Source organism: Aquamicrobium soli (assembly GCF_042646345.1).
GTDB lineage: Bacteria > Pseudomonadota > Alphaproteobacteria > Rhizobiales > Rhizobiaceae > Mesorhizobium > Mesorhizobium soli_A.
Window position 1 is genome coordinate 251,948 of record NZ_JBHRTK010000012.1, and the last position, 26,454, is coordinate 278,401.

Below are 26,454 nucleotides of genomic sequence, written 5' to 3' on the forward strand. Positions count from 1 at the left end.
ACAATTCGGCCACCGTGTGGATTGCCCGGCCGCTGGGGAAAATTCCGGGGAAGGATTTAGCACTTCCTGGATTATCCACAAGCCGCCTGATTCCAGATATCCAGGCAACAGTTTGATTCAAGTGGAGAATTTCGATTTCATCACCCAGTTTTCCAGCGAGGAGGAAAACACCGCGCGACAATATGATGCCTAGCATTCCGGACTCGGATTCTGGACAGAAGCAAATCACCACAACCAACAGAGTCGTAGAATCAGAAGACTCTCTTTCAATAGGTTTTTTAGTTTAGAGTGGCCTGTGCATGAGGGACGTGATGGCAGCGAAGCGTAGCGTACTGAAGGTGCTGAGCGGCGAAACGGTGTTTCCGCCACCGATCTGGATGATGCGACAGGCTGGCCGCTATCTGCCGGAATATCGGGAAACGCGCCGCCGCGCCGGATCGTTCCTCGACCTTTGCTATAATCCGGACTTCGCCGTCGAGGTGACGTTGCAGCCGATCGAGCGCTTCGGCTTCGACGCCTCGATCCTGTTCTCGGATATCCTCGTGGTGCCGCATGCGCTGGGGCGCGACCTTCGCTTCGAGGAAGGGCGGGGACCGATGATGACGCCGATTGATGACGCCGAGATCGCGGCGCTGGACGGCGCGATGTTTCACGTGAATCTCGAGCCCGTCTACGAGACGGTGCGGCGGCTGCGGGCGAAGCTGCCGCAGGAGACGACGCTGATCGGCTTTTGCGGGGCGCCGTGGACGGTCGCGACCTATATGATCGCGGGGCACGGGACGCCGGACCAGGCGCCGACACGGCTGTTCGCCTATCGCGAGCCGGAAGCCTTCGCCCGGTTGCTGAAGACGCTGACCGATCACTCGGCTGCCTATCTCATCCGCCAGATCGAGGCCGGTGCCGACGTGGTGCAGATTTTCGATTCCTGGTCGGGCGTTCTCGATCAGTCCTGTTTCGAGGCGTTCTGCGTCGCCCCGGTAGCCGAGATCGTGCGGCAGGTGCGCGAGGTCCATCCGACGGTTCCGATCATCGGCTTTCCGAAGGGGGCCGGCGCCAATTATCACGGGTACCGGGAAAAAACGGGGGTTACGGCGCTCGGGCTCGACTGGACGGTGCCGTTGGAGGCCGCACGCGACCTCCAGCGCAAGGGTGCGGTGCAGGGAAATCTCGATCCGCTGCGGCTGACGGCCGGCGGAAAAGCGCTTACCGATGGAGTCGGTGCCATTCTCGAGAGTCTGGGCAAGGGGCCGCTGGTGTTCAATCTCGGCCACGGCGTCACGCCGGAGACGCCGGTCGGCCATGTCGAGACGATGGTGAAAACGGTACGGAGCGCGCTGGGCTGATGGCAATGGATGCTCGGGAAAACAGCGGCGCCCATGCGCTGAAGCGCGCCGCGGTGTCGGTCGTGATCGCCGCGGCGCTCATCGGCCTGCTGTTCTGGCTGTGGCCGGTGTCGCTCTATCCATGGGCGAAGGCCGTGCATGTCATCGCCGTCATCTCCTGGATGGCCGGCATGCTCTATCTGCCGCGGCTGTTCGTCTATCATGTCGATGCCGAGAAAGGCTCCGTGCAGTCCGAGACCTTCAAGACCATGGAGCGGCGCCTGCTGCGCGGCATCATCAATCCGGCGATGGTGCTGACCTGGGCTTTCGGCCTGTGGCTTGCCTGGAACGGCTTCGCCTTCCAGGGCGGATGGCTGCATGCCAAGATCGCGCTGGTGATCGCGATGTCGGCCGTGCATGGCTATCTTTCGGGCGCGGTCCGCAAGTTTGCCGCCGACCGCAACGAAAAGTCGGCGCGGCACTGGCGTGTCGTCAACGAAATCCCTACATTGCTGATGATCGTCATCGTGATCCTGGTGATCGTGAAGCCGTTCTGAAGATCTTCCGGTCGGGAATTCGTCGCGAAGGCGTGGGGCCGGCTTCTTGAAAAGCCCGCTTGCTCTTTCGCCGGCGCGGCGATAAAAGGCGGGTCTTCCTTCCCGCCATGCGCCGCCTTCGTTCCCTTACGGCCGCGCCGGCTATCCTCGCTTTCGCCGATCATTCTCTCCCGTTGCCATTCAGAGTCCGTCCATGCAGGAAATGAAGCTCACCGAGTTCAAGAACAAGAAGCCGCCGGAGCTGATCGCCTACGCGGAATCGCTCGAGGTGGAGAACGCCAGCGTCATGCGCAAGCAGGAGCTGATGTTCGCGATCCTGAAGAAGCTGGCCACGCAGGATGTCGAGATCATCGGCGACGGTGTCGTCGAAGTGCTGCAGGATGGCTTCGGCTTCCTGCGGTCGGCCAACGCCAACTACCTGCCGGGCCCGGACGACATCTATATCTCGCCCTCGCAGATCAGGCGGTTTTCGCTTAAGACCGGCGACACGGTCGAGGGACCGATCCGCAGCCCCAAGGAAGGCGAGCGCTATTTCGCGCTGCTGAAGGTCAATACGATCAATTTCGACGATCCCGAAAAGATCCGCCACAAGATCCACTTCGACAATCTGACGCCGCTTTATCCGACCTCGCGGCTGAAGATGGAATTGGAAGTACCGACTTCCAAGGATATCTCGCCGCGCGTCATCGACCTGGTGGCGCCGCTCGGCAAGGGTCAGCGCGCGCTGATCGTCGCGCAGCCGCGTACCGGCAAGACGGTGCTGCTGCAGAACATCGCCCATTCGATCACCACCAACCATCCCGAATGCTATCTGATCGTGCTGTTGATCGACGAGCGGCCGGAAGAAGTCACCGACATGCAGCGCTCGGTCAAGGGCGAGGTGGTTTCCTCGACCTTCGACGAACCCGCGGCGCGTCACGTCCAGGTGGCCGAAATGGTGATCGAGAAGGCCAAGCGCCTGGTCGAACACGGCCGCGACGTGGTCATCCTGCTCGATTCGATCACCCGCCTCGGCCGCGCCTACAACACCGTAGTGCCGTCCTCGGGCAAGGTGCTGACCGGCGGTGTCGACGCCAACGCCCTGCAGCGCCCCAAGCGCTTCTTCGGCGCCGCCCGCAACATCGAGGAAGGTGGGTCGCTGACCATCATCGCGACGGCGCTGATCGATACCGGCAGCCGCATGGACGAAGTGATCTTCGAGGAATTCAAGGGAACGGGCAACTCGGAAATCGTGCTTGACCGCAAGGTCGCCGACAAGCGCATCTATCCGGCCATGGATATCCTGAAGTCGGGTACGCGCAAGGAAGACCTGCTGGTGCCGCGTTCCGACCTGCAGAAGATTTTCGTCCTGCGCCGCATCCTGGCGCCGATGGGCACCACCGATGCCATCGAGTTCCTGATCGACAAGCTCAAGCAGACCAAGTCGAACGCCGACTTCTTCGATTCGATGAATACCTGAGCTGGCTCGAGGCCACGGCCTCTCGATTCGTTCCCGTTACGAAGTGCTGGACGCTGAATGTTAAGAGTTTGATTCGGCGGCGGAACGATATCCGGAATCCAGGCTTGTTTGATGGAGTTGGCGGATGACTCCGGACAAAAAACATGTCGTTTGCTGACAGCATAATCGCTCTGTCGAGCGGCCGGTTGCCTGCTGGCGTTGCCGTTGTCCGCTTGTCCGGCCCGCATGTTCGATTCGTCCTCGAAACGATCGCCGGCGCGGTGCCGGAACCGCGCCAGGCAGTTTACAGGGCTTTGCGGCGACGGGACGGGGAGGTTCTGGATAAGGGGCTCGTCCTGTTCTTTCCGGGTCCTCATAGCTTTACCGGCGAGGATGTTGCCGAGCTACAGGTGCATGGCGGCAGGGCGGTGGTGTCCGCGGTTCTGGATGAACTGACGTCGATTCCCGGTGTGCGCGCCGCGGAGCCCGGCGAGTTCACGAAACGGGCCTTTCTTAACGGGAAACTCGATCTTACCGAAACCGAAGCGCTCGCCGATCTGGTCAATGCCGAGACCGAGGCGCAGCGGCGCTTTGCCGTTCTCAACGCCTCGGGCGCCCAGGCCGACCTCTACGCCGGTTGGCGACAGCGGCTGGTCGAGGCAAGGGCGATGATCGAAGCCGATATCGATTTTTCCGACGAGGAAGACGTTCCCGCTTCGGTCGCCGAGATGGTCTGGACGGATGTCGAAGCAATTCGGTGCGAGATCGAGGCTCATATCGAGGGATATCGTTCGGCGGAGATCATCCGTGACGGCTTCGATGTCGTGATCCTGGGCGCGCCGAATTCGGGAAAGTCGAGCCTGTTCAACGCACTGGTGAAGCGCGAGGCGGCGATCGTGACCGGCGAAGCCGGCACCACCCGCGACCTGCTCGAAGTGGCGCTCGACCTGGGCGGTATCCGGGTACGTATAACCGACACCGCGGGAATACGGGAAGAAGCCGGTACGGTTGAAGCTATCGGAATTTCTCGAGCGTTGGCACGAGCCGAGACGGCCGACCTGCTGCTGATCCTGGAAGACATGCAGACACCCGTGAGCTTCGATCCCGGTCAATCGGTGGTTCCGCGCCTTTCGATCGGAACCAAGGTTGACCTGATTGCCGACGCCGATCGTAGTTCTTCCTATGATCTTGTCATCTCGGTGGAGGACGATACCGGTATACAGGCTCTGCTTGGCGAGATTGGACGGCGCGCGGAACTGGCCATCGGAACAATGGGGGAGGTACTGCCGTCGAGGCTCCGACATGTCGACCTGTTGAGGGAAACGGTATCGCATCTGGCTGAAGCCGTGGCCGCTGGAAATTTACCGCTTGAACTGCGCAGCGAAATGCTGCGGCTGGCCACTCGCTCGCTGGGCCGCATCGCCGGTGACGTCGAGACGGAACATCTTCTCGACGTGATCTTCTCCCAGTTCTGTATCGGGAAGTGACTCACGTGAAACACGCCCTGGGGCTTGTGATTCACGTGAAACATGAGCTTGGACAAACACGGTCCGTGTTTCACGTGAAACGAGTCCCGGCTTGACACCGCGCTCGTGGCGAGTACACCCGCTGTTCCCTGGAGCACGAGATGCTGGAAAAATATGATGTGATCGTTGTCGGTGGCGGCCACGCAGGTTGCGAGGCCGCAAGTGCGGCTGCACGCGCCGGTGCCTCGACGGCCCTGGTGACGCTGCGGTTCGACACGATCGGCGTGATGTCCTGCAATCCGGCCATCGGCGGGCTTGGCAAGGGCCAGCTCGTTCGCGAGATCGATGCGATGGACGGCCTGATGGGCCGCGTCGCCGACGCAGCGGGGATCCAGTTCCGGATGCTCAACCGCAAGAAGGGTCCCGCCGTTCGCGGCCCACGCGCGCAGGCGGACCGGAAGCTTTACCGGCTCGCCATGCAGGCGGGGCTGCGGGAGCAGCGCGACCTGGACATTATAGAAGGCGAAGTCCTGGATTTCGACCTAGCCGATGGCCGCGTCACCGGCGTTCTGTTGTCGGGCGGGCGCAGGCTGAGATGCAGCGCGGTAGTGCTGACGACTGGCACCTTCCTGCGCGGCCTGATCCACATTGGCGAGCGAAAGATCGTTGCCGGACGCATGCACGAGCAGGCATCGGTGGGCCTTTCGGAGACGATGGCGCGCGCCGGATTCCAGCTTGGGCGGCTGAAAACCGGAACTCCGCCGCGTCTGGACGGGCGGACGATCGATTGGCAATCGCTGGAAAGCCAGGCGGCGGACGAGGAGCCGGTGCCGTTTTCCCTGATGACGGATCATATCGGCAATCCGCAAATCTCCTGCGGCATAACCCGTACGACCCCGCGCACGCATGACGTTATCCGCGCCAATATCGGCCGCTCTGCGATGTATTCGGGGTCGATCAAGGGGGTTGGCCCGCGCTATTGCCCGTCTGTCGAAGACAAGATCGTCAAATTCGGCGACCGCGACGGCCACCAGATTTTCCTGGAGCCGGAGGGGCTGGATAACGACACGGTCTATCCGAACGGTATTTCGACTTCGCTGCCGGAAGAAGTTCAGCTCGAATTGTTGACCACCATTCCGGGATTGGAACGTGCCCGAATGCTGCAGCCGGGCTACGCCATCGAGTACGACCATATCGATCCGCGGGAACTGGAACCGACGCTGGAAACCCGGCGGGTGCGCGGACTGTTCCTGGCCGGCCAGATCAACGGAACCACGGGATATGAAGAGGCCGCCGCGCAGGGCCTGCTGGCGGGCGCCAACGCAGCCCGCGTGGCCGGAGCCGGATCGCTGGTCGTTCTTAGCCGCACTGAAGCCTATATCGGCGTGATGATCGACGACCTTACCAGCCGAGGTATCAGCGAGCCTTATCGGATGTTCACATCCCGTGCGGAGTTTCGACTGTCCTTGCGCGCGGACAATGCCGACGAGCGGTTGACGCCGCTGGCAGACCACCTCGGGATGGTGTCCGCAGAGCGGTCGGCGCGTTTCGACCAGCAGATGCAGCGACTCGAGTCGGCTCGTCGGCTCGCGAAGGAGATCACGATCACGCCGTCGGCCGCGGCGCGGCTCGGCCTGACCATCAACCAGGATGGGGTCAGGCGCTCTGCCTATGAACTTCTGACGCACCCGGAGGTCGACGTGGCATGGTTGGCGAGGGTGGATCCGGCGTTCGCGCAGATTGATGGAAAAACGGCAGAGAAACTTGAAACGGAAGCGAAATATTCCGTTTACCTGGACCGCCAGCAGGCCGATGTCGAGCAAATTCGTCATGAAGAGAGCCGACTTATCCCTGCCGAGTTCGAATTCGGGGGAATTATTGGTCTGTCGAACGAGCTGAAGCAGAAGCTTTCGGCACGCCGGCCGCGGTCGGTTGCCGACGCCCAGCGCATGGAAGGAATGACACCAGCGGCCTTGGCGCTGCTCGTCGCGCACTTGGCGCATGGAGCGCACAGCCGGCAGAAAGGTGCGGCGTGAGCGATCGTTATCGACGGCTATGCGAGGTCGCGGGGCCGGTTTCACGTGAAACATTCGCGAGGCTGGAAGCCTTCGAACGCCTTTTCCATAAGTGGAATGCGAGCATCAACCTGGTGGCGCCTTCGACGCTGGCCGAGGCCTGGGAACGCCATATTCTCGACAGCGCGCAGTTGTTCAGGCTGTCGCCATCGGCCACCCGCTGGGTCGATATCGGCTCCGGCGGCGGCTTTCCGGGATTGATTCTCGCCATTCTGCTGCACGAACGCGAAGGTGGCGAAATCCATCTAATCGAGAGCAACCGGAAAAAGGCATCTTTCCTGCAGACCGTGACCGGGCAACTCCAACTTCCTGCCAAGGTGCATGCAAAGCGGGTGGAAGATTGCTATTCCCTCGTGGTCGATCCGGAAGTGGTGACGGCCAGGGCTGTCGCCCCCCTGCCGATTTTACTGACCTTAGTGGCGCCATGGCTCGGCAATCAAGCCGCCGGCCTGTTCCATAAAGGACGGGATTACCAGAGCGAGGTGGCAGAAAGTGCTCACCGCTGGTCGTTCGATCTGGTAGAACATCGAAGCTCGATCGATCCGCAAAGCGTCGTGCTGGAGATTCGCACGCTGCGGGCGGTCTGAGCCGGTTGGAATAATTCGAGGCGCGGCGCACGAATGATCATGAGCACTCCACGCATCATCACCGTGGCAAACCAGAAGGGCGGCGTGGGCAAGACAACCACCGCCATCAACCTGGCGACGGCGCTGGCCGCCATCGGCGAGCAGGTGCTGATCATCGACCTCGACCCGCAAGGCAATGCCAGCACCGGTCTTGGCATCGAACGGCGCGATCGGTCGGTCTCGTCCTATGACGTGCTGACCGGTTCGCTGGGGATCGAGGAATCGGCGATGCCGACCGCCGTGCCCGGCCTGTCGATCGTGCCGTCGACCCTTGATCTGCTCGGTGTAGAAATGGAGCTGTCGGCTGCGCCCGATCGCGTGCTGCGGCTGCGTTCCGCCATTCGCACCGCTTTCGAGCGCTCGGCGCCGTTCAGCTACGTGCTGATCGATTGCCCGCCGTCGCTGAACCTGCTGACGCTGAATTCGATGGCGGCGGCGGATTCCGTCCTCGTGCCGCTGCAATGCGAGTTTTTCGCGCTCGAGGGGCTCAGCCAGCTGCTGGAAACGGTCGAGGAGGTCCGACGGACCATCAATCCAGACCTGTCGATCCAGGGCATTGTCCTGACGATGTATGACGGTCGCAACAATCTGGCCAACCAGGTGGTGCAGGACGTACGCGAGCATATGGGCGACAAGGTCTATGAAACCGTCATTCCGCGGAATGTCCGGGTTTCCGAGGCGCCTTCCTATGGCAAGCCGGCGATCCTGTACGATCTCAAATGCACCGGCAGCCAGGCCTATCTGCAGCTGGCGTCCGAGGTGATCCGGCGCGAGCGCCGGTTGCGGGCCGCGTAATTCCGTTCGGATACGAAACGAAATTGGATAGATCATGAGCGAAGACCAATCGAGAAAGCGGCTGGGCCGGGGCCTGGCTGCCCTGATCGGCGAGATGGATCGCCCGGCGCAGCCTGAGCGCCAGGCCATGGCCGCCGATGGAAAGGTGCCGATCGAGTTCCTGTCGCCCAATCCGCGCAACCCGCGCCGCCAGTTCGGGGACGCCGATCTCACCGATCTCGCCCAGTCCATCCGCGAGCATGGCGTCGTGCAGCCGGTGGTCGCCCGCCCGTCGCCGACCGAGGCGGGGCGTTACGAGATCATCGCCGGCGAGCGGCGCTGGCGGGCCGCACAGCGCGCAGGCCTGACCGAGATCCCGATCATCCTCCGCGACGTTTCCGACCGGACCGCGCTCGAGCTCGCGATCATCGAAAACGTCCAGCGTACCGATCTCAACGCGGTCGAAGAAGCGCTCGGCTATCAGAACCTCATGGACGAGCACGGCTATACGCAGGCGGACCTCGGCCAGGTCATCGGCAAGAGCCGCAGCCATGTCGCCAATACGCTGCGGCTGCTGCGCTTGCCGGAAGTCATCCGCGACATGCTGGTGGACGGCACGCTTTCGGCCGGCCATGCGCGCACGCTGGTGACCGCCGAGGATCCGGCCGGGCTTGCCAAGCGCATCGTCGAGGGCGGGCTTTCGGTGCGCCAGGCGGAAGCGCTTGCGCAGATGCCGGCCGGTGCCACGGCAACCCGGCAGCCAGCCAAGCCGGCGGAGAAGGATGCCGACACGCTGGCGCTCGAAAAGCTCTTGTCGGACGCCATCGGCATGAGCGTTTCCATTGCCCACAAGGGCGGGGGCGGCGAGGTTCGCGTCGCCTATCGGACCCTCGAACAACTCGACGATCTGTGCCGGCGGCTCAAGCAGGAGCCCTGATAGAGGACGGGCAGCCTTTCGACGAACGGGCCAGCGGGTCACGATTAGCCGGCTAATCCCGGCTAACGCCGGTTGAGGCGAGCGCTTTCCACCGCCAAGCCAAGCAGCGCCTGGCGGGCCACGGCAATCGCCAATTCCGGACGCCGGCGTGTCTGCAGGATCGCCGTTTGCAGCCGATTCAATGCGCGTTCCAGCGCGCCGCTGTTCCAATGTTCGACGGCCTTTTCGACAAGCTTGCGGCGCGCGAAAAAGACCGGGGGGCGCTGGGTGGCAACGGCGCCGGCCGGGTTCTGCCGGCCGGTTTCGACCGTCCCGCGCATGGCATGAAGCGCCTGGAACTGCCGCAGCGCCGCGGCAAGTGCCTGGTACGCCTGTCCCGTCCCGTTCTGGCAGCAGCGGGTGAAAATCGTATCGAAGGCTCCGATCCTGCCTTCAAGTAGCGCATCGACCGCATCGTCGAGCGATTGCCCGGAAACGTCGCCCGTCAGGGCCGCGATATCGTCCAGCGTTATTTCGCTGGAACCATGCGCGTAGAGCACGATCTTCTCGATCTCGCCGCGGGAAGCCAGACGGTCGCCGCCCAGGTTTCGACGCAGCGCCTGGCGCGCTTCCAGCGTCATCGTCATTCCCGCCTTGCCGAGTTCCTCGTCGATGACGGTGGCGATGTCCCTGTCTTCGTCGGCGTAGCAGGGCAGCGCTATCGCCGAGCGCGCGCCTTCGACGACGGCGCGCAGGCCGGTCCCTTTCTTCAGCTCTCCGGCCTCGATCAGGATGATGGCATCGCGCGGAGGCTCGGCCGTCAGCAGCTTGATGTCGTCGGCCAGCCGCTTCTGTGCACCGGCGTTGCGGACCCACAAGAGCCGGCGGTCCGAGAACATCGATACGGTTCGCGCCTCGTCGATCAGCCGGCTTTCCTCCCGATCGATCTCGGCTGCGTCCAGCCGCACTACGGAAAACGGATCGTCCAGGGCCAATCCCGTCTTGCCGGCGAAGGTGCGGGCCCGTTCAGCGACCAGGCCGCGGTCCGGGCCATAGAGCAGGACGATGGCCACGGCCGGGTCCGGTCGCGCCAGCCAGGTGTCGACTTCGTACGCCTTCTTCTGCATGCCTGTTCCGCTGCTTCCCGAAAACGAAGCATTAGCATCATCCGTCGGTGGAGAGAACGGCCTTGCCGGCTGTCGGAATTTCGGGGCGCCGCGCAGCAATCGTTCATCGCGGGCTCGTTTCGCCGTCGCTTTGTTGCCGGCGGAGCATATTGAAAAAACGGAACTTGCGCGAAACTGCGGGCATACTAGGCTGGTAGTGATCACTTTAGCGAGCCGGCTGCCGTTGGTGCCGGCATGGGCGTGGATGTGCGAGCATCCTGCCGCGATATCGGAGTGACGGTTATGGCCGACGCCGGAATGCTGCGTTTCCACGTTCCCGAGCCGGAAGTCCGGCCGGGGGGGACGCCGGACTTTTCCAACGTGCCCATCCCCAAGGCCGGCTCGGTGCCGCGCCCTGAGATCGATGTCGATCCGCGCAGCATCCGCGACCTGGCCTTTTCCATCATCCGCGTGCTGAACCGCAGCGGCGAGGCGACCGGTCCGTGGGCCGGCCTGCTTTCCGAAGACGAACTGCGCGCCGGCCTGCGCGATATGATGACGCTGAGGACGTTCGACGCACGCATGCAGATGGCGCAGCGCCAGGGCAAGACCTCGTTCTACATGCAGCATCTCGGCGAGGAGGCGGTGAGTTGCGCCTTCCGCAAGGCGCTCGAACCGGGCGACATGAATTTCCCGACCTATCGCCAGGCCGGCCTGCTCATCGCGTCCGGCTATCCGATGGTCACGATGATGAACCAGATCTATTCCAACGAGAAGGATCCGCTCAAGGGCCGGCAACTGCCGATCATGTATTCCTCCAAGGAACATGGATTCTTTTCGATCTCCGGCAACTTGGCGACGCAGTACATCCAGGCGGTGGGCTGGGCGATGGCCTCGGCGATCAGCAAGGATTCGCGCATCGCGGCCGGCTGGATCGGCGACGGCTCGACGGCGGAATCGGATTTTCATGCGGCGCTGGCGTTTGCATCCACCTACAAGGCGCCGGTCGTCCTCAACGTCGTCAACAACCAGTGGGCGATTTCGACCTTCCAGGGCATCGCGCGCGGCGGCTCCGGCACGTTCGCGGCGCGCGGCCTCGGCTTCGGCATTCCGGCTCTGCGGGTGGACGGCAACGATTACCTCGCCGTCCATGCGGTGGCGAAATGGGCGGCGGAGCGGGCGCGGCGCAATTTCGGGCCGACGCTGGTCGAATATGTGACCTATCGCGCCGGTGCGCATTCCACCTCGGACGACCCTTCCGCCTATCGGCCGAAGGCCGAATCCGATGCCTGGCCGCTCGGCGACCCGATCATCCGGCTGAAGAACCATCTCATCCATCTCGGCGCGTGGTCTGAGGAGCGCCACAGCCAGGCCGAGGCCGAAATCCTCGACACCGTGATCACCGCGCAGAAGGAAGCCGAGAGCCACGGCACGCTGCATTCCGGCAACAAGCCCTCGATGCGCGACATGTTCGAAGGCGTCTATGAGGAAATGCCGCCGCATCTGCGGCGCCAGCGCCAGCAGGCGGGGGTGTAGGAGATGCCGCGCAAGACCATGATCGAGGCGATCCGCGACGCCATGGACGTGTCGATGGAGCGCGACGAGAAAGTCGTCGTGTTCGGCGAGGATGTCGGCTTCTTCGGTGGCGTGTTCCGCTGTACGCAGGGGCTGCAGGCGAAATACGGCACCAGCCGCTGCTTCGACGCGCCGATCAACGAAAGCGGCATTGTCGGCGCCGCCATCGGCATGGCCGCCTACGGCCTGCGGCCTTGCGTCGAGGTGCAGTTCGCGGACTATGTCTACCCAGCCTACGACCAGATCGTTTCGGAAGCGGCACGATTGCGTTACCGCTCCAACGGCGACTTCACCTGCCCGATCGTGGTGCGCATGCCGGCCGGCGGCGGCATTTTCGGCGGCCAGACGCACAGCCAGAGCCCGGAAGCGCTGTTCACGCATGTTTCCGGGTTGAAGGTGGTGGTCCCTTCCAACCCGCACGACGCCAAGGGCCTTCTGGTGGCTGCGATCGAGGACCCTGATCCGGTGATCTTCCTGGAGCCGAAGCGGCTCTATAACGGTCCGTTCGACGGCCATCACGAGCGGCCGGTGACGCCGTGGTCCAAGCACAAGCTGGGCGAGGTGCCGGACGGCCATTTTTCGACGCCGCTCGGCAAGGCGGCGATCCGCCGGGCCGGCTCGGCTCTGACGGTGCTCGCCTATGGCACCATGGTCTATGTCGCGGAAGCCGCCGCCGAGGAAACCGGCATCGACGCCGAAATCATCGACCTGCGCACGCTGCTGCCGCTCGACCTCGACGCCATCGTCGCCTCGGTGCAAAAAACCGGGCGCTGCGTGGTCGTGCACGAAGCGACGCTGACTTCCGGCTTCGGCGCGGAACTGGCCGCGCTGGTGCAGGAAAACTGCTTCTACCACCTGGAGGCGCCGGTCAAACGGGTCGCCGGCTGGGACACGCCTTATCCGCACGCGCAGGAGTGGGATTATTTTCCGGGGCCGGCGCGTGTCGGCCGCGCGCTGATCGAAACGATGGAGGCCTGAGGCATGGACGAGCATGTCGTCAAGCTGCCCGACGTGGGCGAGGGCGTGGCGGAAGCCGAACTGGTCGAGTGGCACGTGAAGGTCGGCGACCTGGTGCGCGAAGACGCGCTGCTCGCCGCGGTCATGACCGACAAGGCGACCGTCGAGATTCCCTCGCCGGTGGAGGGCGAGATCCTGTGGCTCGGCGCCGAGATCGGCGACACGGTGGCCGTCGGCTCGCCGCTGGTACGGCTGGGGGTCGCTGGCGAGGGGAATGCGGCGACAGTTGAGGTGGGGAAGAAAGATACCCCCACCCCTGACCCCTCCCCGCAAGGGGGAGGGGAACCGGCCCCGGCCGTCAAAGCCGATCCCGCTTCCAACACGTTGACCTCGGCTGAAGCGAAAAGTTTGCAGCCGGCAACGACTGAATCCTCCTCTCCCCTGAGGGGAGGGGTCAGGGGTGGGGGTAACACCCTCTCCGCAGGCAGGGGCGCCCCCCGTCCCGAGGGCGAAAAGCCGCTGGCCTCGCCCGCCGTTCGCCTGCGGGCCAGGGAGGCGGGCGTCGACCTGAGGCAGGTTGCGGGCAGCGGTCCGGCCGGCCGTATCGGTCATGAGGACCTCGACGCGTTTCTTGCGCGCGGCGCGCAGCCGGCCAAAGCGACGGGTCACGGACTCGCCCGTAACGAGGCGGTCGAAGAGGTGAAGATCGTCGGCCTGCGTCGCAAGATCGCCGAGAAGATGGCGCTGTCGGCGTCGCGCATTCCGCACATCACCTATGTCGAGGAAATCGACGTCACCGCGCTGGAGGATTTGCGGGCCGCCCTCAACAAGGAAAAGCGCGCTGACCGGGCGAAGCTGACGCTGCTGCCGTTCCTGATGCGGGCCATGGTCAAGGCGATCGCCGAGCAGCCGCAGGTCAATGCGCTGTTCGACGACGAGGCCGGCATCGTGCGCCAGTATGGCGGCGTCCATATCGGTATCGCTGCGCAGACGCCCACCGGGCTGATGGTGCCGGTGGTGCGCCATGCCGAGGCACGCGACCTGTGGGAGTGCGGCGCGGAAGTCTCGCGCCTCGCGGAGGCCGCCAAATCCGGCACGGCGACGCGCGAGGAGCTTTCCGGCTCGACCATCACCATCACCTCGCTCGGCGCCATGGGCGGCGTGGCGACGACGCCGGTCATCAACCATCCGGAAGTGGCCATCGTCGGCGTCAACAAGATCATGGTGCGGCCGGTGTGGGACGGGACGCAGTTCATCCCACGCAAGATGATGAACCTGTCGTCCAGCTTCGACCACCGCGTGATCGACGGCTGGGACGCCGCCGTCTTCGTCCAGCGCATCAAGACGCTGCTGGAAACGCCGGCGCTGATTTTCGTCGAGGGGTGAGGACATGAAGGACATTTCCTGCAAGCTTCTCGTCATCGGCGCGGGTCCGGGCGGCTATGTCTGCGCCATCCGCGCCGGGCAGCTCGGGCTGGACACCGTCATCGTCGAGGCCGGCAAGCCGGGCGGCACCTGCCTCAATGTCGGCTGCATCCCTTCCAAGGCGCTGATCCATGCGGCGGAAGAGTTCGACAAGGTCTCGCATTTCGCCAAGGGCGGCAGCCCGCTCGGCATTTCGATCAGCACGCCTGCGATCGATCTTGGCCGAACTGTCGGCTGGAAAGACACGATCGTTAGCCGACTTAACAGCGGCGTCGCCGGCCTGCTCAAGAAGGCCGGCGTGAAGACCGTGCCGGGATGGGCGAAATTCCGGGACGGCAAGACGGTGGAGGTCGAAACGGAAACCGGCGTGCAGGTGATCCGGGCCGAAACCATCGTCATCGCCACCGGCTCGGTGCCGGTGGAACTGCCGTTCCTGCCGTTTGGCGGGCCGGTGATCTCGTCTACCGAGGCGCTGGCGCTGACCGATCTGCCCAAGCGCCTCGTCGTGGTCGGCGGCGGCTATATCGGGCTCGAACTGGGAACCGCCTTCGCCAAGCTCGGTGCGAAGGTGACGGTGGTGGAGGCGCTGCCGCGTATCCTGGCGCAATACGATGCGGAATTGACCCGGCCGGTGAGTAAGAGGCTCGCTGAAATCGGCATCGAGGTGCTGGTAGGCGCCAAGGCCAGGGCGCTTTACTCGAAAGGCAATGCGCTGCTGGTCGAGACCGCCGATGGCAAGGAAAAGAAGATCGAGGCCGACAAGGTTCTGGTCACGGTCGGCCGCAAGCCGGCCATCGAAGGCTGGGGCCTCGAGGAGATCGACCTCGCCATGAGCGGCCGGTTCATCCGCATCAACGACCAGTGCCGCACTTCGATGCGCGGCGTGTTCGCCATCGGCGACGTGACCGGCGAGCCGATGCTGGCCCACCGCGCCATGGCGCAAGGGGAGATGGTGGCCGAGATCGTCGCGGGCCGCCGGCGCAGCTTCGACAAGCGGGCGATTCCCGCCGTCTGCTTCACCGACCCGGAGGTCGTCACCGCCGGCCTGTCCCCCGAGGAAGCCCGAAAGCAGGGACGGGAAGTCAAGATCGGCCAGTTTCCGTTTTCCGCCAACGGCCGCGCCATGACCCGGCAGGGCGAGGAAGGTTTCGTGCGCGTGGTGGCGCGGGCCGACAACCATCTGGTGCTGGGCATCCAGGCGGTCGGGCAGGGCATCTCGGAACTGTCGGCGGCCTTCTCGCTGGCCATCGAGATGGGCGCGCGGCTGGAAGATATCGCCGGCACCGTCCACGCCCATCCGACTCAAAGCGAGGCTTTTGCCGAAGCGTCGCTCAAAGCTCTCGGCCAGGCGCTGCATATCTGAGGCAAGGGGCCAGCTTCGCACAATCGGCAGCGTCGGTTTCCGCCGCAACGAGAAAGGCTCGCTCCGCACTCGGAACGAGCCTTTCTTTCTCCCCCTCGTTATAGGCTCTGCGGGGCTTAGCTTGCCAGGCGCATCAGGGCTTCATGCTGGACGTAGGCGCGGCCGAAGCGGTTGGCGAGGAAGGCGTCGAGCTTGATGTCCTCCTGGCGGACAAAGCCCTTCGCCGGCAGGCTGCCGTCGGCCAGCATGTCGAGCACGGCGCAGATGCCGGAAGCCGTCGTGATCTGGATGGCGCTGCGGGTCGTGCCGCCGATACGCTGGCTGTAGACCTTGTTGGCGTAGGTTTCCTGCATCAGCCGGCCTTGTCTGCGGCCGGAAACGGTGACGAAGACGATGACCACGTCCTGCATCGTCGCCGGCAGGGCGTTCTCGAAAATGTCCTTGATCAGGTCGCGGCGATGGCGCAGGCCGAGGTCGTTCAGCAGCGCCTTCATGATCGCGGCGTGGCCGGGGTAGCGGATGGTGCGGTAGTTCAGCGTGCGCACCTTGCCCTTCAGCGTCTCGGCCAGCGTGCCGAGCCCGCCGGAAGTGTTGAAGGCCTCGTAGGTGACGCCGTCCAGCGAGAATTCCTCGCGTTCCTCCAGCGGCGGCACTTCCACCAGCTTGCCCTCGACGATCGCCTCGCACGGCTCGCAATATTCGTTGATGACGCCGTCCGTGCTCCAGGTCAGGTTGTAGTTCAGCGCGTTCGACGGGTATTGCGGCAGCGCGCCGACGCGCATGCGCACGCTGTCCAGCGTGTCGAAGCGGCCGGCGAGGTCGGCGGCGACGATGGAGATGAAGCCCGGCGCCAGCCCGCATTGCGGGATGAAGGCGGCCTTGGCGTCCTTTGCCAGTTCCTTGACGCGGCGCGTCGAGGCGACATCCTCGGTGAGGTCGAGATAGTGCACGCCGGCGCTCGCGGCAGCCTCGGCGATGCGGGTCGTGAGGTGGTAGGGCGCGGCGCTCATGACCGCGAACTTGCCGGCCAGCGCCTTTTCCAATGCGCCCTCGGCCATGATGTCCAGTTCCAGCGCGGTCACGTTCCCTGGCAGGTCGAGCGCGCTCAACTGGGCAGCCGCGCGGTCGACGATGGTGACGTGGTAGTCGCCGGTTTCGGCCAGCATGGCGGCGATGGTCGAGCCGATCTTGCCGGCGCCGATGATGACGATTTCCTTCATGATGCCCTCCGGATGGTGTTTGCCTGAGCATCGCACCTTGCCTGACGAATGGAAGCGTGCGATGCGTCGAAACAAAGTGCCGTATTGTGCAAAACGCCGACGAAGGTCGTCATTATGCTAACCGCTGCCGAACAGGCCCTGCTTGCCCTGCTGCGCGAGAACGCGCGGGCGTCGACGGCCGAGCTGGCGCGGCGGCTGGGCGTTTCCCGCACCACGGTGCAAAGCCGGATCGAGCGGCTGGAGGCGCGCGGCGTGATCGCCGGCTATGGCGTGCGGCTTTCGCGCGACTACGAAAAGGGCCTGGTGCGCGCGCATGTGCTGCTGACCGTGACGCCGAAGCTTGCCGACCGGGTGGTGCGCGGACTGCGAGCGCTGCCGTCCGTCGAGACGCTGCACTCGGTCAGCGGCAATTTCGACATGATCGTCATCGTCGAATCCCCCTCGATCGGCGACCTCGATGCGCTGATCGACCGGATCGGTGCGATGGAGGGGGTGGAACGCACGCTTTCCTCCATTATCCTTTCCACGCGGATCGATCGCTGAGGCGCTGACACAACGCCTCGTCGTCCGATGCCCTTGCAGGAACCGGAAGCGGCGTGATACCTCGCCCCCAATCCTCAATCGTGGCCCTAAACCTATCTGGAATGGCGGAAACAATGTCCAAGCTGAAAGACGTCAAGAAGGTCGTGCTCGCCTATTCCGGCGGCCTCGACACTTCCATCATCCTGAAATGGCTCCAGACCGAACTCGGCGCGGAAGTCGTCACTTTCACCGCCGACCTCGGCCAGGGCGACAGCGACCTCGAGCCGGCGCGCAAGAAGGCCGAGATGATGGGCGCCAAGCAAATCTACATCGAGGACGTGCGCGAGGAGTTCGTGCGCGACTTCGTGTTTCCGATGTTCCGTGCCAACGCCCAATATGAAGGCCTCTACCTGCTCGGCACCTCGATCGCCCGTCCGCTGATCTCCAAGCGGCTGGTGGAGATCGCCCGCGAGACCGGCGCCGACGCGGTCGCCCACGGCGCCACCGGCAAGGGCAACGACCAGGTGCGCTTCGAACTGTCGGCCTATGCGCTCAATCCCGACATCAAGGTGATCGCGCCGTGGCGCGACTGGTCGTTCAAGTCGCGCACCGACCTGCTGGACTTCGCCGAAAAGCACCAGATCCCGATCGCCAAGGACAAGCGCGGCGACGCGCCCTTTTCGGTCGACGCCAACCTTCTGCACTCCTCGTCCGAGGGCAAGGTGCTGGAAGATCCGTGGATGGCCCCGCCGGAATTCGTGCATCAGCGCACCATCTCGCCGATGGATGCGCCGGACCAGGTGACGGAGATCGAGATCGACTTCTCGAAGGGCGATCCGATCGCCCTCAACGGCAAGGCGCTGTCGCCGGCGGCGATGCTGGCCGCGCTCAACGACCTCGGCTGCGACAACGGCATCGGCCGCCTCGACCTGGTGGAGAACCGCTTCGTCGGCATGAAGTCGCGCGGCGTCTACGAGACCCCCGGCGGCACCATCCTGCTTGCGGCGCATCGCGGCATCGAGTCGATCACGCTCGACCGGGGTGCGGCGCATCTCAAGGACGAGCTGATGCCGCGCTATGCCGAGCTGGTCTATAACGGCTTCTGGTTCTCGCCCGAGCGGCATATGCTGCAGGCGGCGATCGACAAGAGCCAGGAAGATGTCGAAGGCACGGTGCGCCTGCAACTCTACAAGGGCAACGTCATCGTTTCCGGCCGCAAGTCCTCGAAGTCGCTCTATCGCAACGACCTCGTCACCTTCGAGGACGACCGGGGCGCCTACGACCAGAAGGATGCGGAAGGGTTCATCCGCCTCAATGCCCTGCGGCTCCGCACCCTGGCGGCGCGCAACCGCAAGTCCTGAGAAGTCCGCTCTTCCTACGAAAAAGCCCGGCTTTTGCCGGGCTTTTTTGTCGGTCGCTGCCGCTGGTGCGGTCAGTCGTTGTCGATGGCCGTGGCGATGCGGGCAATGGCCTGCTGATAGACGCTGGCGGAGTTCCAGCCGGCGATGGCGCCCATGTTGCCCTCGGCCCCGACGCCGGGACGCCAGCCATGGCCCTTGAGGAAATTGGCGGTGGAAGCGAGCGCCGTGCCCTTGTCGCGCAGGTTGGCGCCGCCGACGCCGTATTTGAGGACGTTTCCGGGCAGGAACTGCGTGTGGCCGATCTCGCCATGCATGGCGCCGACGGAGGTGGAGCTCAACGCACCGCGATCGACCAGCTTCAGCGCCGCGATGGCGTGGGGCGTGAAGAAGTCGGGACGCCGGCAGTCATAGGCGAGCGTCACGATGGCCGAAACCGTGTTCTGCTTGCCCATGACGGCGCCGAAACCGGTTTCCATGCCCCAGATGGCAAGCAGCACGCCGGGCGAAACGCCGTAGTTGCTTTCGATCTTGTTGAAGAGGGCGGCGTTGGATCTCTTCAGCGACTTTCCCTTGGAGATGATCGTGGCGGCGCCACGGCGGCGCATGAAATCCTCGACCGAGCCGCTGAAGGCCTTGTGGATGGCGCGATCCGCCTTGATGGTCGCAGTGGCGTAGCTGGCCCCGGCCAGAGCCGAAAGCCCCTTGCCCTGGACGCCGGCGGCCTTCGCCTCCTGGGCGAACTCCGCTTTCCACTGTTCGAATCCGGCCGCGCTCTTGCCGCAGCTTGCAGCCTGGGCGGCGCCGCTCAGCAGGCCGAATACGGCGGCAGCGCCCACCGCCACCAAAAACCTACCTTTGGCAAAAAATGCCATGCTTGTCTCCTGATTGCCTGAATTACGTCCCTGAGTTGAACTTGCCAGCGAAATTCCGGTTTGTCACCGCCGTTTGCGCCCTCGGCCGTTGGGCGAACTTGCCCAAGATATCGGGATAATTGTGGCGAGCGGGGATTTTTTGCCGTCTGCGGGGCGGACATCAGACATGCACTTCGCCGAAATCGCCTTCGCCGGTGTCGCCGGGAGAACGCAGGCAGGCATAGAGCAACCACAGGAAGAACGTCGCCACGCCACCGACCACCAGCCAGCCGGGAATGGAACCGAAGGCGGCGTTGGCCAGCACCTCCCATACCGAATGGGCCAGCCGGAAGCCGGCGGCCTGGTCCTGTAGGCGTGGGGTCGAGATTTTCAGCACCCAGGCTAAAAGCAGGATCAGGAACATCCAGATGTAGTTGCGGCGCAGGCGGCGCGACAGCGCATCGCCATAGGAAATGAAGAATTTCGGCTCACGCAGGCTCTGGCCCAGAATCTGCGTCCAGTTCGCCGAAAAGTGCTCCATCGGCGAAAAGACCTGCGCGAAGTAATACCGCTCCATCTGGCGTACCCGGAAGCGATAGACATCGAAAAAGCGATAGCGCCGGGCCTCGATCATCAGAAGCAGGTAGACGAGCAGCATGGCGAACAGCAGAACGCCGTGATGGGCGGAAGCCGTCGAAAGCGACACGGAAAGCAGGGCGGCGACCACGGTGATGGCCCAGTTGGTGGTGCGGTCGATGCGGTCGCGCCAGCCGGCCATGCGGGCGAGTTCGGCGCGATAGTAGTGGACGGCCGCGGTGACGGCCTGGCCATGGGTTTCGGGCAGGGCGGCGACTGTACCTTCTGCTTGTCGTCTGCCATTGTCGTAGCGCCTCGCCCTGATGCGACCGGTGCAAATCTCCCGAAAAGCGGGGGCCGGTTTCGGGCGAATGGCAGCGTACGCTTCCTGGCCGCCGCGCACCATCCTTGACTCTTGGCCGTTTTTCCTGTCTACAGCGCGCAAATTCCGCGACGAGACCCTCTCCGAGCACGCCGACCGGGACGCCCGACCTTTCGAGGCCAGGCCATAAATCGATCCCGGAGGTCAACACCCGGCAGCGCTGTGCGCCCCCGGGTGCTTTTTGGCTTTGGGCTTCGTTTGGGTAATCGGCGCGGAGGCATTACCTCTTGGGCTTCACCCGGGTGCCCGAGAATGAGGAAATGGAATGTTTGAATCGCTTCAGGAACGCCTTGGTTCCATCCTGAACGGCCTTACCGGCCGCGGTGCGCTGTCGGAGGCCGATGTCTCGGCCGCGCTGCGCGAGGTGCGCCGCGCGCTGCTGGAAGCCGACGTGGCGCTGGAAGTCGTGCGCTCGTTTACCGACAAGGTGCGCGAGAAGGCCGTCGGCGCGGCGGTGCTGAAGTCGATCAAGCCCGGCCAGATGGTGGTCAAGATCGTCCATGACGAGCTGGTCGCCATGCTGGGCGAGGAAGGCGTCGCCATCGACCTCAACGCGCCGGCGCCGGTCGTCATCATGATGGTCGGCCTGCAAGGCTCCGGCAAGACCACCACCACCGCCAAGATCGCCCGCCGCCTCGGCGAACGCCAGGGCAAGAAGGTGCTGATGGCCTCGCTCGACACGCGTCGGCCGGCGGCACAGGAGCAGCTGCGCCAGCTGGGCGAGCAGGTGAAGGTGGCGACGCTGCCGATCATCGCCGGCCAGTCGCCGGTCGATATCGCCGGGCGCGCGGTGCAGGCGGCAAAGCTCGGCGGCCATGACGTCGTCATCCTCGACACGGCCGGCCGCACCCATATCGACGAGCCGCTGATGGTGGAGATGGCCGATATCCGCAAGGTATCGGCGCCGCACGAAATCCTGCTGGTCGCGGACTCGCTGACCGGCCAGGACGCCGTCAACCTCGCCCGCAGCTTCGACGAGCGCGTCGGCATCACCGGCCTGGTATTGACCCGCATGGACGGCGACGGCCGCGGCGGCGCCGCCCTTTCCATGCGCGCCGTCACCGGCAAGCCGATCAAGCTGATCGGCACCGGCGAAAAGATGGATGCGCTGGAGGAATTCCACCCCAAGCGCATCGCCGACCGCATCCTCGGCATGGGCGACATCGTCAGCCTGGTCGAGAAAGCCGCCGAAACCATCGACGCCGAACAGGCGGCGGCGATGGCCAAGAAGATGCAGTCGGGCAAGTTCGACCTCAACGACCTTGCCCAGCAGTTGCAGCAGATGTCGAAGATGGGCGGCATGGGCGGGCTGATGGGCATGATGCCCGGCATGGGCAAGATGAAGGACCAGCTTGCCGCCGCCGGCCTCGACGACCGCATGTTCAAGCGCCAGCTCGCCATCATCTCCTCGATGACCAGGGCCGAGCGCGCCAATCCCGACCTGCTCAAGCATTCGCGCAAGAAGCGCATTGCCGCCGGTTCCGGCACCGACGCCGCCGAGATCAACAAGCTCCTCAAGATGCATCGCGGCATGGCCGACATGATGAAGGCGATGGGCGGCAAGGGCAAAGGCGGCGGCATGATGCGGGGCCTGATGGGCGGCCTGGCCTCGAAGATGGGCATGGGCGGCATGGTGCCGGGCATGGGCGGCCTGCCCGACCTGTCCAAGATGGATCCGAAACAGCTTGAAGCCCTGCAGAAGCAGGCCGAAGCCGCCGGTCTGGGCGCGGGCCTGCCCAAAGGTTTGCCGGGCGGGTTGCCGGGTGGCGGGCTTCCCGGCTTGCCGGGCGGCCTGAAGCTGCCGGGTCTTCCGGGCGGCGGCTTGCCGGGCCTGGGCAAGAAGAAGTGAGGGGTGTCATGAACGACGATGACAGCGTGACGCGGGCGCGGAAGATCCTGGCGGATTACCGCGCTTCCATCGACAACATCGATGCCGCCCTAATCTACATGCTGGCCGAACGTTTTCGCTGCACCCAGGCGGTCGGCGTGCTCAAGGCGACGCATGGATTGCCGCCGGCCGACCCCAGCCGCGAGGCCGAGCAGATCGCCCGCCTGCGCCGGCTGGCCGACGAGTCGCAGCTCGATCCGGACTTTGCGGAAAAATTCCTCAACTTCGTCGTGCGCGAAGTCATTCGCCACCACGAACAAATTGCCGCCGACAAGAACGGCGGATGACGAAAATGCCGGTCACGCCATTCGGTGGCCGGTACAACCAACCCCCAAACACGGAAATCCAGGAGACCAAAAATGTCGTTGAAGATCAGACTGTCCCGCGCCGGTTCCAAGAAGCGCCCCTACTACCACGTCGTCGTCGCCGATGCGCGCAGCCCGCGCGACGGCCGTTTCATCGAGACGCTCGGCTCGTGGAACCCGCTGCTGCCGCGGGATGGCGAGCGCGTCAAGGTCGATGCCGACCGCGTCAAGCACTGGCTGTCGCAGGGCGCGCAGCCGACCGACCGCGTGCTGCGCTTCCTCGATGAGGCAGGCATTGCCAAGCGCCCGGCCCGCTCCAACCCGAAGAAGGCCGAACCGGGCAAGAAGGCGCAGGAGCGCGCAGCCCTGCTGAAGAAGGCGCAGGAAGACGCCGCCGCCGCGATCGCTGCTGCTGCCGCCGCCCCGGAAGAGGCCGCTTCCGAGTAAGCAGCGCCTATCTGCCAGACTAGAAAAGGCCGCGTGGCTGATGTCAGCCGCGCGGCCTTTTCTCTATCGGCGGGTGTATCTCTCAGTAGCCGCCGTAATAATGCCGGCGCGGGTAGTAGCGGCGGTTGTCGTAGCGATAGTTGGACGGGCAGCGGGCGATGTAGACCCGGCCGTAGCGGCCGCGGTAGCGGCACTGGCCGCGTTCGCTGGCATTGCCGATCAATGCGCCGCCGACGGCGCCGATCGCACCACCGATAACCGCACCCTCGACAGGATCGTTCGCGACCGCGCTGCCGATGGCGGCGCCGCCAAGACCGCCGATCGCGGCCCCTCGCTCGGTCTGTGAACAGGCGGCTATCGGCAACAGCAGTGCCGCAAGCACCAGAATCTTTTTCATCACGGTTCTCCCTAACGATTTGCGGCCTTGGACGGCGATTAAACGCGCGATCGAAGGATTCGATCCCAATCGGGCCGATCGAGGACCGCCGCTGGCGCGCACTTTGTCAAACGTGGTGAATCAAACCGTTACGATGCCGACGGGGGGAACTGTCCTATCGGCTGGTGCGGACATAGAGGACATCCGGCAGCCCTTGCCTTGCGCCGGCACCGCCGGAATGAGCCTGCGCGCGGAAGCCGTGCCGCTCATAGAAACGGCAGGCGCGCCGGTTCGACCGGAAGCAGTAGAGCTTGGCCTGCGGCAGGTTCGCTGCCGCCAGCAGCCGACTGCCGATGCCGCGCCCGGTCCATTTGGGGTCGACGTAGAGCAGGTCGATCCAGGCGCCATGCGTGGCGATGAATCCCACGATGCTTCCGGACGCTTGCGCCACCGTGACGGTCCGGTGGGCAAGCACCGCTTCGCGAACGAAGGCAAGGTCCTCTTCCGCGCTGCGGCATGGCTGTTCCTGGAGGGAGTCCAGCGACCGGCGCAGCACCTGCGCGATGGCCGCCGCGTCGGGCGCTGCCGCCCGGCGCAACGCGATCGTTTCAGGATGGTCGACGGTCATCGCCCGGCCCGCAGGCGAGACGGACGGCAGGCCGTCCGGTCGCACTGCAAGGCGGTGCAGGGAGCGGATCAGGCCGCCTTCTGCTTCGGCTGGATCAGCCCGCGCGCCACCAGCAGTTCGGCGATCTGCACGGTGTTGAGCGCCGCGCCCTTGCGCAGGTTGTCGGAGACGATCCACAGGTTCAGGCCGTTGTCGATGGTCGCGTCCTCGCGGATGCGCGAGATGTAGGTGGCGTCCTCGCCGGCGCTCTCGATCGGGGTGATGTAACCGCCGTCCTCGCGCTTGTCGATGACCAGGCAGCCCGGCGCCTCGCTCAGGATCGCGCGCGCCTCGTCGGCCGTGATCGGCTTCTCGAACTCGAGGTTGACGGCTTCCGAATGGCCGATGAACACCGGCACGCGCACGCAGGTGGCGGTCACCTTGATCTTCGGGTCGAGCATCTTCTTGGTCTCGGCCACCATCTTCCACTCTTCCTTGGTGGTGCCGTCCTCCATGAAGACGTCGATGTGCGGAATGACGTTGAAGGCGATTCGCTTGGTGAACTTCTTGGCCTCGACCGGGTCGGCCACGAACACGGCGCGGGTCTGCGTGAACAGCTCGTCCATGCCTTCCTTGCCGGCGCCCGACACCGACTGGTAGGTCGAGACGACGACGCGCTTGATGGTGGCGGCGTCATGCAGCGGCTTGAGCGCCACCAGCATCTGCGCGGTCGAGCAGTTCGGATTGGCGATGATGTTCTTCTTCGAGAAGCCGGTGACGGCATCCGGGTTCACTTCCGGCACGATCAGCGGTACGTCCGGATCGTAGCGGAAGGCCGACGAGTTATCGATGACGATGCAGCCCTGCTTGCCGATCTTCGGCGACCATTCCTTGGAAACGTTGCCGCCCGCCGACATCAGGACGATGTCGGTATCGGAAAAGTCGTAGCTGTCGAGCACCCTGGTCTTCAGCGTCTTGTCGCCGAAGGACACTTCCGTGCCGAGCGAGCGGCGCGAAGCCAGCGGCACGACCTCGCTGACGGGGAAGCCGCGCTCTTCGAGGATATTGAGCATTTCGCGGCCCACATTGCCCGTGGCACCGACTACCGCAACCTTGAAACCCATTGAAAATTCTCCTGTCGCTCTCCGCTTGTTCTTCTGGAGAAACCCGCCGGCCGTTGCGGGTCCCGCCTCCCTCGGGCCAGACCCGGGGAGAGGGCGGAGAGGCCAAGGGAGATCAGACCGTGGTAGCGGTCGTTTTTTTGGCCGTGGTTTTGGTGGAACGGGCGCGCGTGCGATCCTGCCCCGACACAAGGCCGGAAGCGTTCATCGCCAGAAATGCCATCAACAGGGCGCGCATGCGAAGCTCCGTAACGCGCGGCATATGGCGCGAACGCGCGCAAGAGTCAATGCACCGCGCTTGCGACCTTTGCGCCGGCGCGCCGCCGCTGGACGAGGATCAGCCCGCCCGCCACGATGAGGACCGCGCCGATGAGGATGCGGATGCCGGGCAGGTCGCTGAACACCAGATAGCCGATCACGGTCGCGCCGATCAGTTCCAGGTAGGACAGCGGTGCGAGCAGGGAGGCTTCCGCGTGGCGGAAAGCGGAGATGGTCATGAAATGGCATGCCGCCGAGATCAGGCCCATCAGGAACAGCAGGCCGAGTTCGCCCATCGACGGCAGCGACCAGTTCCAGATCGCCAGCGGCGACAGGATGGCGGCGCCGAACAGGCATTGGAAGGCCAGCGTGCTGACCGGGTCGCTGGCGCGGGTCTTGCGCGTCGCGATCATGTAGAGGGCGAAGAAGACGCCGGCGACGACGCCCAGCAACAGGCCGGCATCGATGCCGCCGGCCGGATTGACGATGATGATGGCGCCGACGAAGCCGAGGGCAAGGGCGGCGATCTTGCGGGTTGTCAGGGCTTCGCCCAGAAGCAGCACCGACAGGACGGCGGCGACGATCGGGCCGACGAAATAGGCGCTGGTCACGTCGGCGATCGGCGAGACGGCGATGGCGGCGAAAAAGAAGCACATCGAGGCCGCCGCGAAGAAGGTGCGCATGGCGTGCGCCGGAAGTTCCTCGCGCGGAAGAAAGTGGACGCCGCGTTGCGCCAGCACCCAGGGCAGGACGAAGACCGAGGCGAAAGCGTAGCGCGCCCAGCTTATGTAGAGCGGCGAATGCGCCGCGCTCAGCGTCTTGGCGATGCCGTCGACGCCGGGCACCAGCAGCATCGCGGCCGCCATCAGCGCGATGCCGAGCAGGGGAGAGGAGGATTGCTGGTTCATGGTCCGGCCTGTCTTGCCCGCCGTCGGCGGCG

General features: G+C 64.6%; 26 protein-coding genes. 17 read left to right on the forward strand and 9 right to left on the reverse strand.

From position 1 onward, the window contains the following. The first annotated feature begins 311 nt into the window (after positions 1 to 311). The 8 genes from hemE to ACFOHJ_RS10770 all read left to right on the forward strand — a co-directional run bounded on the left by hemE (position 312) and on the right by ACFOHJ_RS10770 (position 9,195). Positions 312 to 1,343 (forward strand): uroporphyrinogen decarboxylase, encoded by a 1,032-nt coding sequence (hemE, locus tag ACFOHJ_RS10735; protein ID WP_378220496.1) that lies wholly within the window; start codon positions 312 to 314, stop codon positions 1,341 to 1,343. Next, positions 1,343 to 1,879, forward strand: coding sequence for a protoporphyrinogen oxidase HemJ (hemJ, locus tag ACFOHJ_RS10740; protein WP_378220497.1), 537 nt, complete (start codon positions 1,343 to 1,345; stop codon positions 1,877 to 1,879). Before hemE ends, hemJ begins: the two co-directional genes overlap by 1 nt. A gap of 193 nt (positions 1,880 to 2,072) precedes the next feature. Then, positions 2,073 to 3,338 carry a transcription termination factor Rho gene (gene rho, locus ACFOHJ_RS10745; protein WP_378220498.1) on the forward strand — a complete coding sequence of 422 codons (1,266 nt, stop codon included), beginning with the start codon at positions 2,073 to 2,075 and terminating at the stop codon, positions 3,336 to 3,338. A gap of 143 nt (positions 3,339 to 3,481) precedes the next feature. After that, positions 3,482 to 4,804, forward strand: a complete 1,323-nt coding sequence (gene mnmE / locus ACFOHJ_RS10750) for a tRNA uridine-5-carboxymethylaminomethyl(34) synthesis GTPase MnmE (RefSeq protein ID WP_378220499.1) — start codon at positions 3,482 to 3,484, stop codon at positions 4,802 to 4,804. Positions 4,805 to 4,944: 140 nt separating this feature from the next. Then, positions 4,945 to 6,819 carry a tRNA uridine-5-carboxymethylaminomethyl(34) synthesis enzyme MnmG gene (gene mnmG / locus ACFOHJ_RS10755; RefSeq protein WP_378220500.1) on the forward strand — a complete coding sequence of 625 codons (1,875 nt, stop codon included), beginning with the start codon at positions 4,945 to 4,947 and terminating at the stop codon, positions 6,817 to 6,819. Next, positions 6,816 to 7,445: a 16S rRNA (guanine(527)-N(7))-methyltransferase RsmG gene (gene rsmG, locus ACFOHJ_RS10760; RefSeq protein WP_378220501.1), complete on the forward strand. Its 630-nt coding sequence runs from the start codon at positions 6,816 to 6,818 to the stop codon at positions 7,443 to 7,445. The genes mnmG and rsmG overlap by 4 nt, the downstream gene beginning before the upstream one ends. Positions 7,446 to 7,478: 33 nt before the next feature. Next, entirely contained in the window at positions 7,479 to 8,279 is an 801-nt protein-coding gene (locus tag ACFOHJ_RS10765) for a ParA family protein (protein WP_378220502.1), read from the forward strand. Positions 8,280 to 8,313: 34 nt separating this feature from the next. Then, positions 8,314 to 9,195 (forward strand): ParB/RepB/Spo0J family partition protein, encoded by an 882-nt coding sequence (locus tag ACFOHJ_RS10770; protein ID WP_378220503.1) that lies wholly within the window; start codon positions 8,314 to 8,316, stop codon positions 9,193 to 9,195. 62 nt (positions 9,196 to 9,257) lie between these two features. Here the strand turns inward: ACFOHJ_RS10770 and holA are convergent, their stop codons facing one another. Then, positions 9,258 to 10,301 (reverse strand): DNA polymerase III subunit delta, encoded by a 1,044-nt coding sequence (gene holA, locus ACFOHJ_RS10775; RefSeq protein ID WP_378220504.1) that lies wholly within the window; start codon positions 10,299 to 10,301, stop codon positions 9,258 to 9,260. 282 nt (positions 10,302 to 10,583) lie between these two features. On the opposite strand from holA, the gene ACFOHJ_RS10780 reads away from it, so the two are divergent. Genes ACFOHJ_RS10780 through lpdA form a run of 4 tightly spaced genes read left to right on the forward strand, consistent with a single transcriptional unit; the run spans position 10,584 to position 15,600 of the window. Beyond that, entirely contained in the window at positions 10,584 to 11,816 is a 1,233-nt protein-coding gene (locus tag ACFOHJ_RS10780) for a 3-methyl-2-oxobutanoate dehydrogenase (2-methylpropanoyl-transferring) subunit alpha (protein WP_378220505.1), read from the forward strand. A gap of 3 nt (positions 11,817 to 11,819) precedes the next feature. Next, a complete protein-coding gene (locus ACFOHJ_RS10785) occupies positions 11,820 to 12,833 on the forward strand; it encodes an alpha-ketoacid dehydrogenase subunit beta (RefSeq protein WP_378220507.1) in 1,014 nt (337 codons plus the stop codon). Positions 12,834 to 12,836: 3 nt separating this feature from the next. Then, positions 12,837 to 14,198, forward strand: coding sequence for a dihydrolipoamide acetyltransferase family protein (locus tag ACFOHJ_RS10790; RefSeq protein WP_378220509.1), 1,362 nt, complete (start codon positions 12,837 to 12,839; stop codon positions 14,196 to 14,198). A 4-nt stretch (positions 14,199 to 14,202) separates the two neighbouring features. Then, complete coding sequence (lpdA, locus tag ACFOHJ_RS10795) at positions 14,203 to 15,600, forward strand: dihydrolipoyl dehydrogenase (protein ID WP_378220510.1); 1,398 nt, start codon at positions 14,203 to 14,205, stop codon at positions 15,598 to 15,600. Between the two features lie 116 nt (positions 15,601 to 15,716). Here lpdA and ACFOHJ_RS10800 read toward each other — a convergent pair whose 3' ends face one another. Continuing rightward, positions 15,717 to 16,820, reverse strand: coding sequence for a saccharopine dehydrogenase C-terminal domain-containing protein (locus ACFOHJ_RS10800; RefSeq protein WP_378220511.1), 1,104 nt, complete (start codon positions 16,818 to 16,820; stop codon positions 15,717 to 15,719). Positions 16,821 to 16,934: 114 nt separating this feature from the next. Here ACFOHJ_RS10800 and ACFOHJ_RS10805 point away from each other — a divergent pair, with 114 nt between their 5' ends. Next, the gene (locus ACFOHJ_RS10805; RefSeq protein ID WP_378220512.1) at positions 16,935 to 17,363 is read left to right on the forward strand and encodes an Lrp/AsnC family transcriptional regulator; all 429 of its coding nucleotides are present in this window, start codon (positions 16,935 to 16,937) and stop codon (positions 17,361 to 17,363) included. 113 nt (positions 17,364 to 17,476) lie between these two features. Continuing rightward, on the forward strand, positions 17,477 to 18,703 hold the full coding sequence (locus ACFOHJ_RS10810) for an argininosuccinate synthase (protein ID WP_378220513.1): 1,227 nt from the start codon (positions 17,477 to 17,479) through the stop codon (positions 18,701 to 18,703). 71 nt (positions 18,704 to 18,774) lie between these two features. Here the strand turns inward: ACFOHJ_RS10810 and ACFOHJ_RS10815 are convergent, their stop codons facing one another. Then, entirely contained in the window at positions 18,775 to 19,575 is an 801-nt protein-coding gene (locus tag ACFOHJ_RS10815; protein WP_378220514.1) for a lytic murein transglycosylase, read from the reverse strand. A gap of 160 nt (positions 19,576 to 19,735) precedes the next feature. Next, complete coding sequence (locus ACFOHJ_RS10820; RefSeq protein WP_378220515.1) at positions 19,736 to 20,536, reverse strand: DUF2270 domain-containing protein; 801 nt, start codon at positions 20,534 to 20,536, stop codon at positions 19,736 to 19,738. 241 nt (positions 20,537 to 20,777) lie between these two features. On the opposite strand from ACFOHJ_RS10820, the gene ffh reads away from it, so the two are divergent. From ffh to rpsP, 3 genes are all read left to right on the forward strand, one after another. Next, complete coding sequence (gene ffh / locus ACFOHJ_RS10825; RefSeq protein WP_378220516.1) at positions 20,778 to 22,361, forward strand: signal recognition particle protein; 1,584 nt, start codon at positions 20,778 to 20,780, stop codon at positions 22,359 to 22,361. Positions 22,362 to 22,369: 8 nt separating this feature from the next. Beyond that, positions 22,370 to 22,687, forward strand: coding sequence for a chorismate mutase (locus ACFOHJ_RS10830; RefSeq protein ID WP_378220517.1), 318 nt, complete (start codon positions 22,370 to 22,372; stop codon positions 22,685 to 22,687). A 72-nt stretch (positions 22,688 to 22,759) separates the two neighbouring features. Continuing rightward, positions 22,760 to 23,152 carry a 30S ribosomal protein S16 gene (gene rpsP, locus ACFOHJ_RS10835; RefSeq protein ID WP_378220518.1) on the forward strand — a complete coding sequence of 131 codons (393 nt, stop codon included), beginning with the start codon at positions 22,760 to 22,762 and terminating at the stop codon, positions 23,150 to 23,152. A gap of 82 nt (positions 23,153 to 23,234) precedes the next feature. On the opposite strand, the gene ACFOHJ_RS10840 is transcribed toward rpsP, so the two are convergent. The 5 genes from ACFOHJ_RS10840 to ACFOHJ_RS10860 form a co-directional block, all read right to left on the reverse strand. Further along, a complete protein-coding gene (locus tag ACFOHJ_RS10840; protein ID WP_378220519.1) occupies positions 23,235 to 23,549 on the reverse strand; it encodes a glycine zipper domain-containing protein in 315 nt (104 codons plus the stop codon). Positions 23,550 to 23,703: 154 nt separating this feature from the next. Beyond that, positions 23,704 to 24,156, reverse strand: a complete 453-nt coding sequence (locus tag ACFOHJ_RS10845) for a GNAT family N-acetyltransferase (RefSeq protein WP_378220520.1) — start codon at positions 24,154 to 24,156, stop codon at positions 23,704 to 23,706. A 68-nt stretch (positions 24,157 to 24,224) separates the two neighbouring features. After that, entirely contained in the window at positions 24,225 to 25,259 is a 1,035-nt protein-coding gene (locus ACFOHJ_RS10850; RefSeq protein ID WP_378220521.1) for an aspartate-semialdehyde dehydrogenase, read from the reverse strand. A 112-nt stretch (positions 25,260 to 25,371) separates the two neighbouring features. Then, positions 25,372 to 25,494 (reverse strand): hypothetical protein, encoded by a 123-nt coding sequence (locus ACFOHJ_RS10855; protein ID WP_378220522.1) that lies wholly within the window; start codon positions 25,492 to 25,494, stop codon positions 25,372 to 25,374. A 46-nt stretch (positions 25,495 to 25,540) separates the two neighbouring features. After that, a complete protein-coding gene (locus tag ACFOHJ_RS10860) occupies positions 25,541 to 26,422 on the reverse strand; it encodes a DMT family transporter (protein WP_378220523.1) in 882 nt (293 codons plus the stop codon). Between the last annotated feature and the right edge of the window lie 32 nt (positions 26,423 to 26,454).

What these genes read in the sequence shown, in the direction of transcription:
- hemE (WP_378220496.1), top strand. Translation starts at nt 312, where the DNA reads ATGGCAGCGAAGCGTAGCGTACTGAAGGTGCTGAGCGGCGAAACGGTG.
- hemJ (WP_378220497.1), top strand. Translation starts at nt 1,343, where the DNA reads ATGGCAATGGATGCTCGGGAAAACAGCGGCGCCCATGCGCTGAAGCGC.
- rho (WP_378220498.1), top strand. Translation starts at nt 2,073, where the DNA reads ATGCAGGAAATGAAGCTCACCGAGTTCAAGAACAAGAAGCCGCCGGAG.
- mnmE (WP_378220499.1), top strand. Translation starts at nt 3,482, where the DNA reads ATGTCGTTTGCTGACAGCATAATCGCTCTGTCGAGCGGCCGGTTGCCT.
- mnmG (WP_378220500.1), top strand. Translation starts at nt 4,945, where the DNA reads ATGCTGGAAAAATATGATGTGATCGTTGTCGGTGGCGGCCACGCAGGT.
- ACFOHJ_RS10765 (WP_378220502.1), top strand. Translation starts at nt 7,479, where the DNA reads ATGATCATGAGCACTCCACGCATCATCACCGTGGCAAACCAGAAGGGC.
- ACFOHJ_RS10770 (WP_378220503.1), top strand. Translation starts at nt 8,314, where the DNA reads ATGAGCGAAGACCAATCGAGAAAGCGGCTGGGCCGGGGCCTGGCTGCC.
- holA (WP_378220504.1), bottom strand. Translation starts at nt 10,301, where the DNA reads ATGCAGAAGAAGGCGTACGAAGTCGACACCTGGCTGGCGCGACCGGAC.
- ACFOHJ_RS10780 (WP_378220505.1), top strand. Translation starts at nt 10,584, where the DNA reads ATGGCCGACGCCGGAATGCTGCGTTTCCACGTTCCCGAGCCGGAAGTC.
- ACFOHJ_RS10785 (WP_378220507.1), top strand. Translation starts at nt 11,820, where the DNA reads ATGCCGCGCAAGACCATGATCGAGGCGATCCGCGACGCCATGGACGTG.
- ACFOHJ_RS10790 (WP_378220509.1), top strand. Translation starts at nt 12,837, where the DNA reads ATGGACGAGCATGTCGTCAAGCTGCCCGACGTGGGCGAGGGCGTGGCG.
- lpdA (WP_378220510.1), top strand. Translation starts at nt 14,203, where the DNA reads ATGAAGGACATTTCCTGCAAGCTTCTCGTCATCGGCGCGGGTCCGGGC.
- ACFOHJ_RS10800 (WP_378220511.1), bottom strand. Translation starts at nt 16,820, where the DNA reads ATGAAGGAAATCGTCATCATCGGCGCCGGCAAGATCGGCTCGACCATC.
- ACFOHJ_RS10805 (WP_378220512.1), top strand. Translation starts at nt 16,935, where the DNA reads ATGCTAACCGCTGCCGAACAGGCCCTGCTTGCCCTGCTGCGCGAGAAC.
- ACFOHJ_RS10810 (WP_378220513.1), top strand. Translation starts at nt 17,477, where the DNA reads ATGTCCAAGCTGAAAGACGTCAAGAAGGTCGTGCTCGCCTATTCCGGC.
- ACFOHJ_RS10815 (WP_378220514.1), bottom strand. Translation starts at nt 19,575, where the DNA reads ATGGCATTTTTTGCCAAAGGTAGGTTTTTGGTGGCGGTGGGCGCTGCC.
- ACFOHJ_RS10820 (WP_378220515.1), bottom strand. Translation starts at nt 20,536, where the DNA reads ATGGTGCGCGGCGGCCAGGAAGCGTACGCTGCCATTCGCCCGAAACCG.
- ffh (WP_378220516.1), top strand. Translation starts at nt 20,778, where the DNA reads ATGTTTGAATCGCTTCAGGAACGCCTTGGTTCCATCCTGAACGGCCTT.
- ACFOHJ_RS10830 (WP_378220517.1), top strand. Translation starts at nt 22,370, where the DNA reads ATGAACGACGATGACAGCGTGACGCGGGCGCGGAAGATCCTGGCGGAT.
- rpsP (WP_378220518.1), top strand. Translation starts at nt 22,760, where the DNA reads ATGTCGTTGAAGATCAGACTGTCCCGCGCCGGTTCCAAGAAGCGCCCC.
- ACFOHJ_RS10840 (WP_378220519.1), bottom strand. Translation starts at nt 23,549, where the DNA reads ATGAAAAAGATTCTGGTGCTTGCGGCACTGCTGTTGCCGATAGCCGCC.
- ACFOHJ_RS10845 (WP_378220520.1), bottom strand. Translation starts at nt 24,156, where the DNA reads ATGACCGTCGACCATCCTGAAACGATCGCGTTGCGCCGGGCGGCAGCG.
- ACFOHJ_RS10850 (WP_378220521.1), bottom strand. Translation starts at nt 25,259, where the DNA reads ATGGGTTTCAAGGTTGCGGTAGTCGGTGCCACGGGCAATGTGGGCCGC.
- ACFOHJ_RS10855 (WP_378220522.1), bottom strand. Translation starts at nt 25,494, where the DNA reads ATGCGCGCCCTGTTGATGGCATTTCTGGCGATGAACGCTTCCGGCCTT.
- ACFOHJ_RS10860 (WP_378220523.1), bottom strand. Translation starts at nt 26,422, where the DNA reads ATGAACCAGCAATCCTCCTCTCCCCTGCTCGGCATCGCGCTGATGGCG.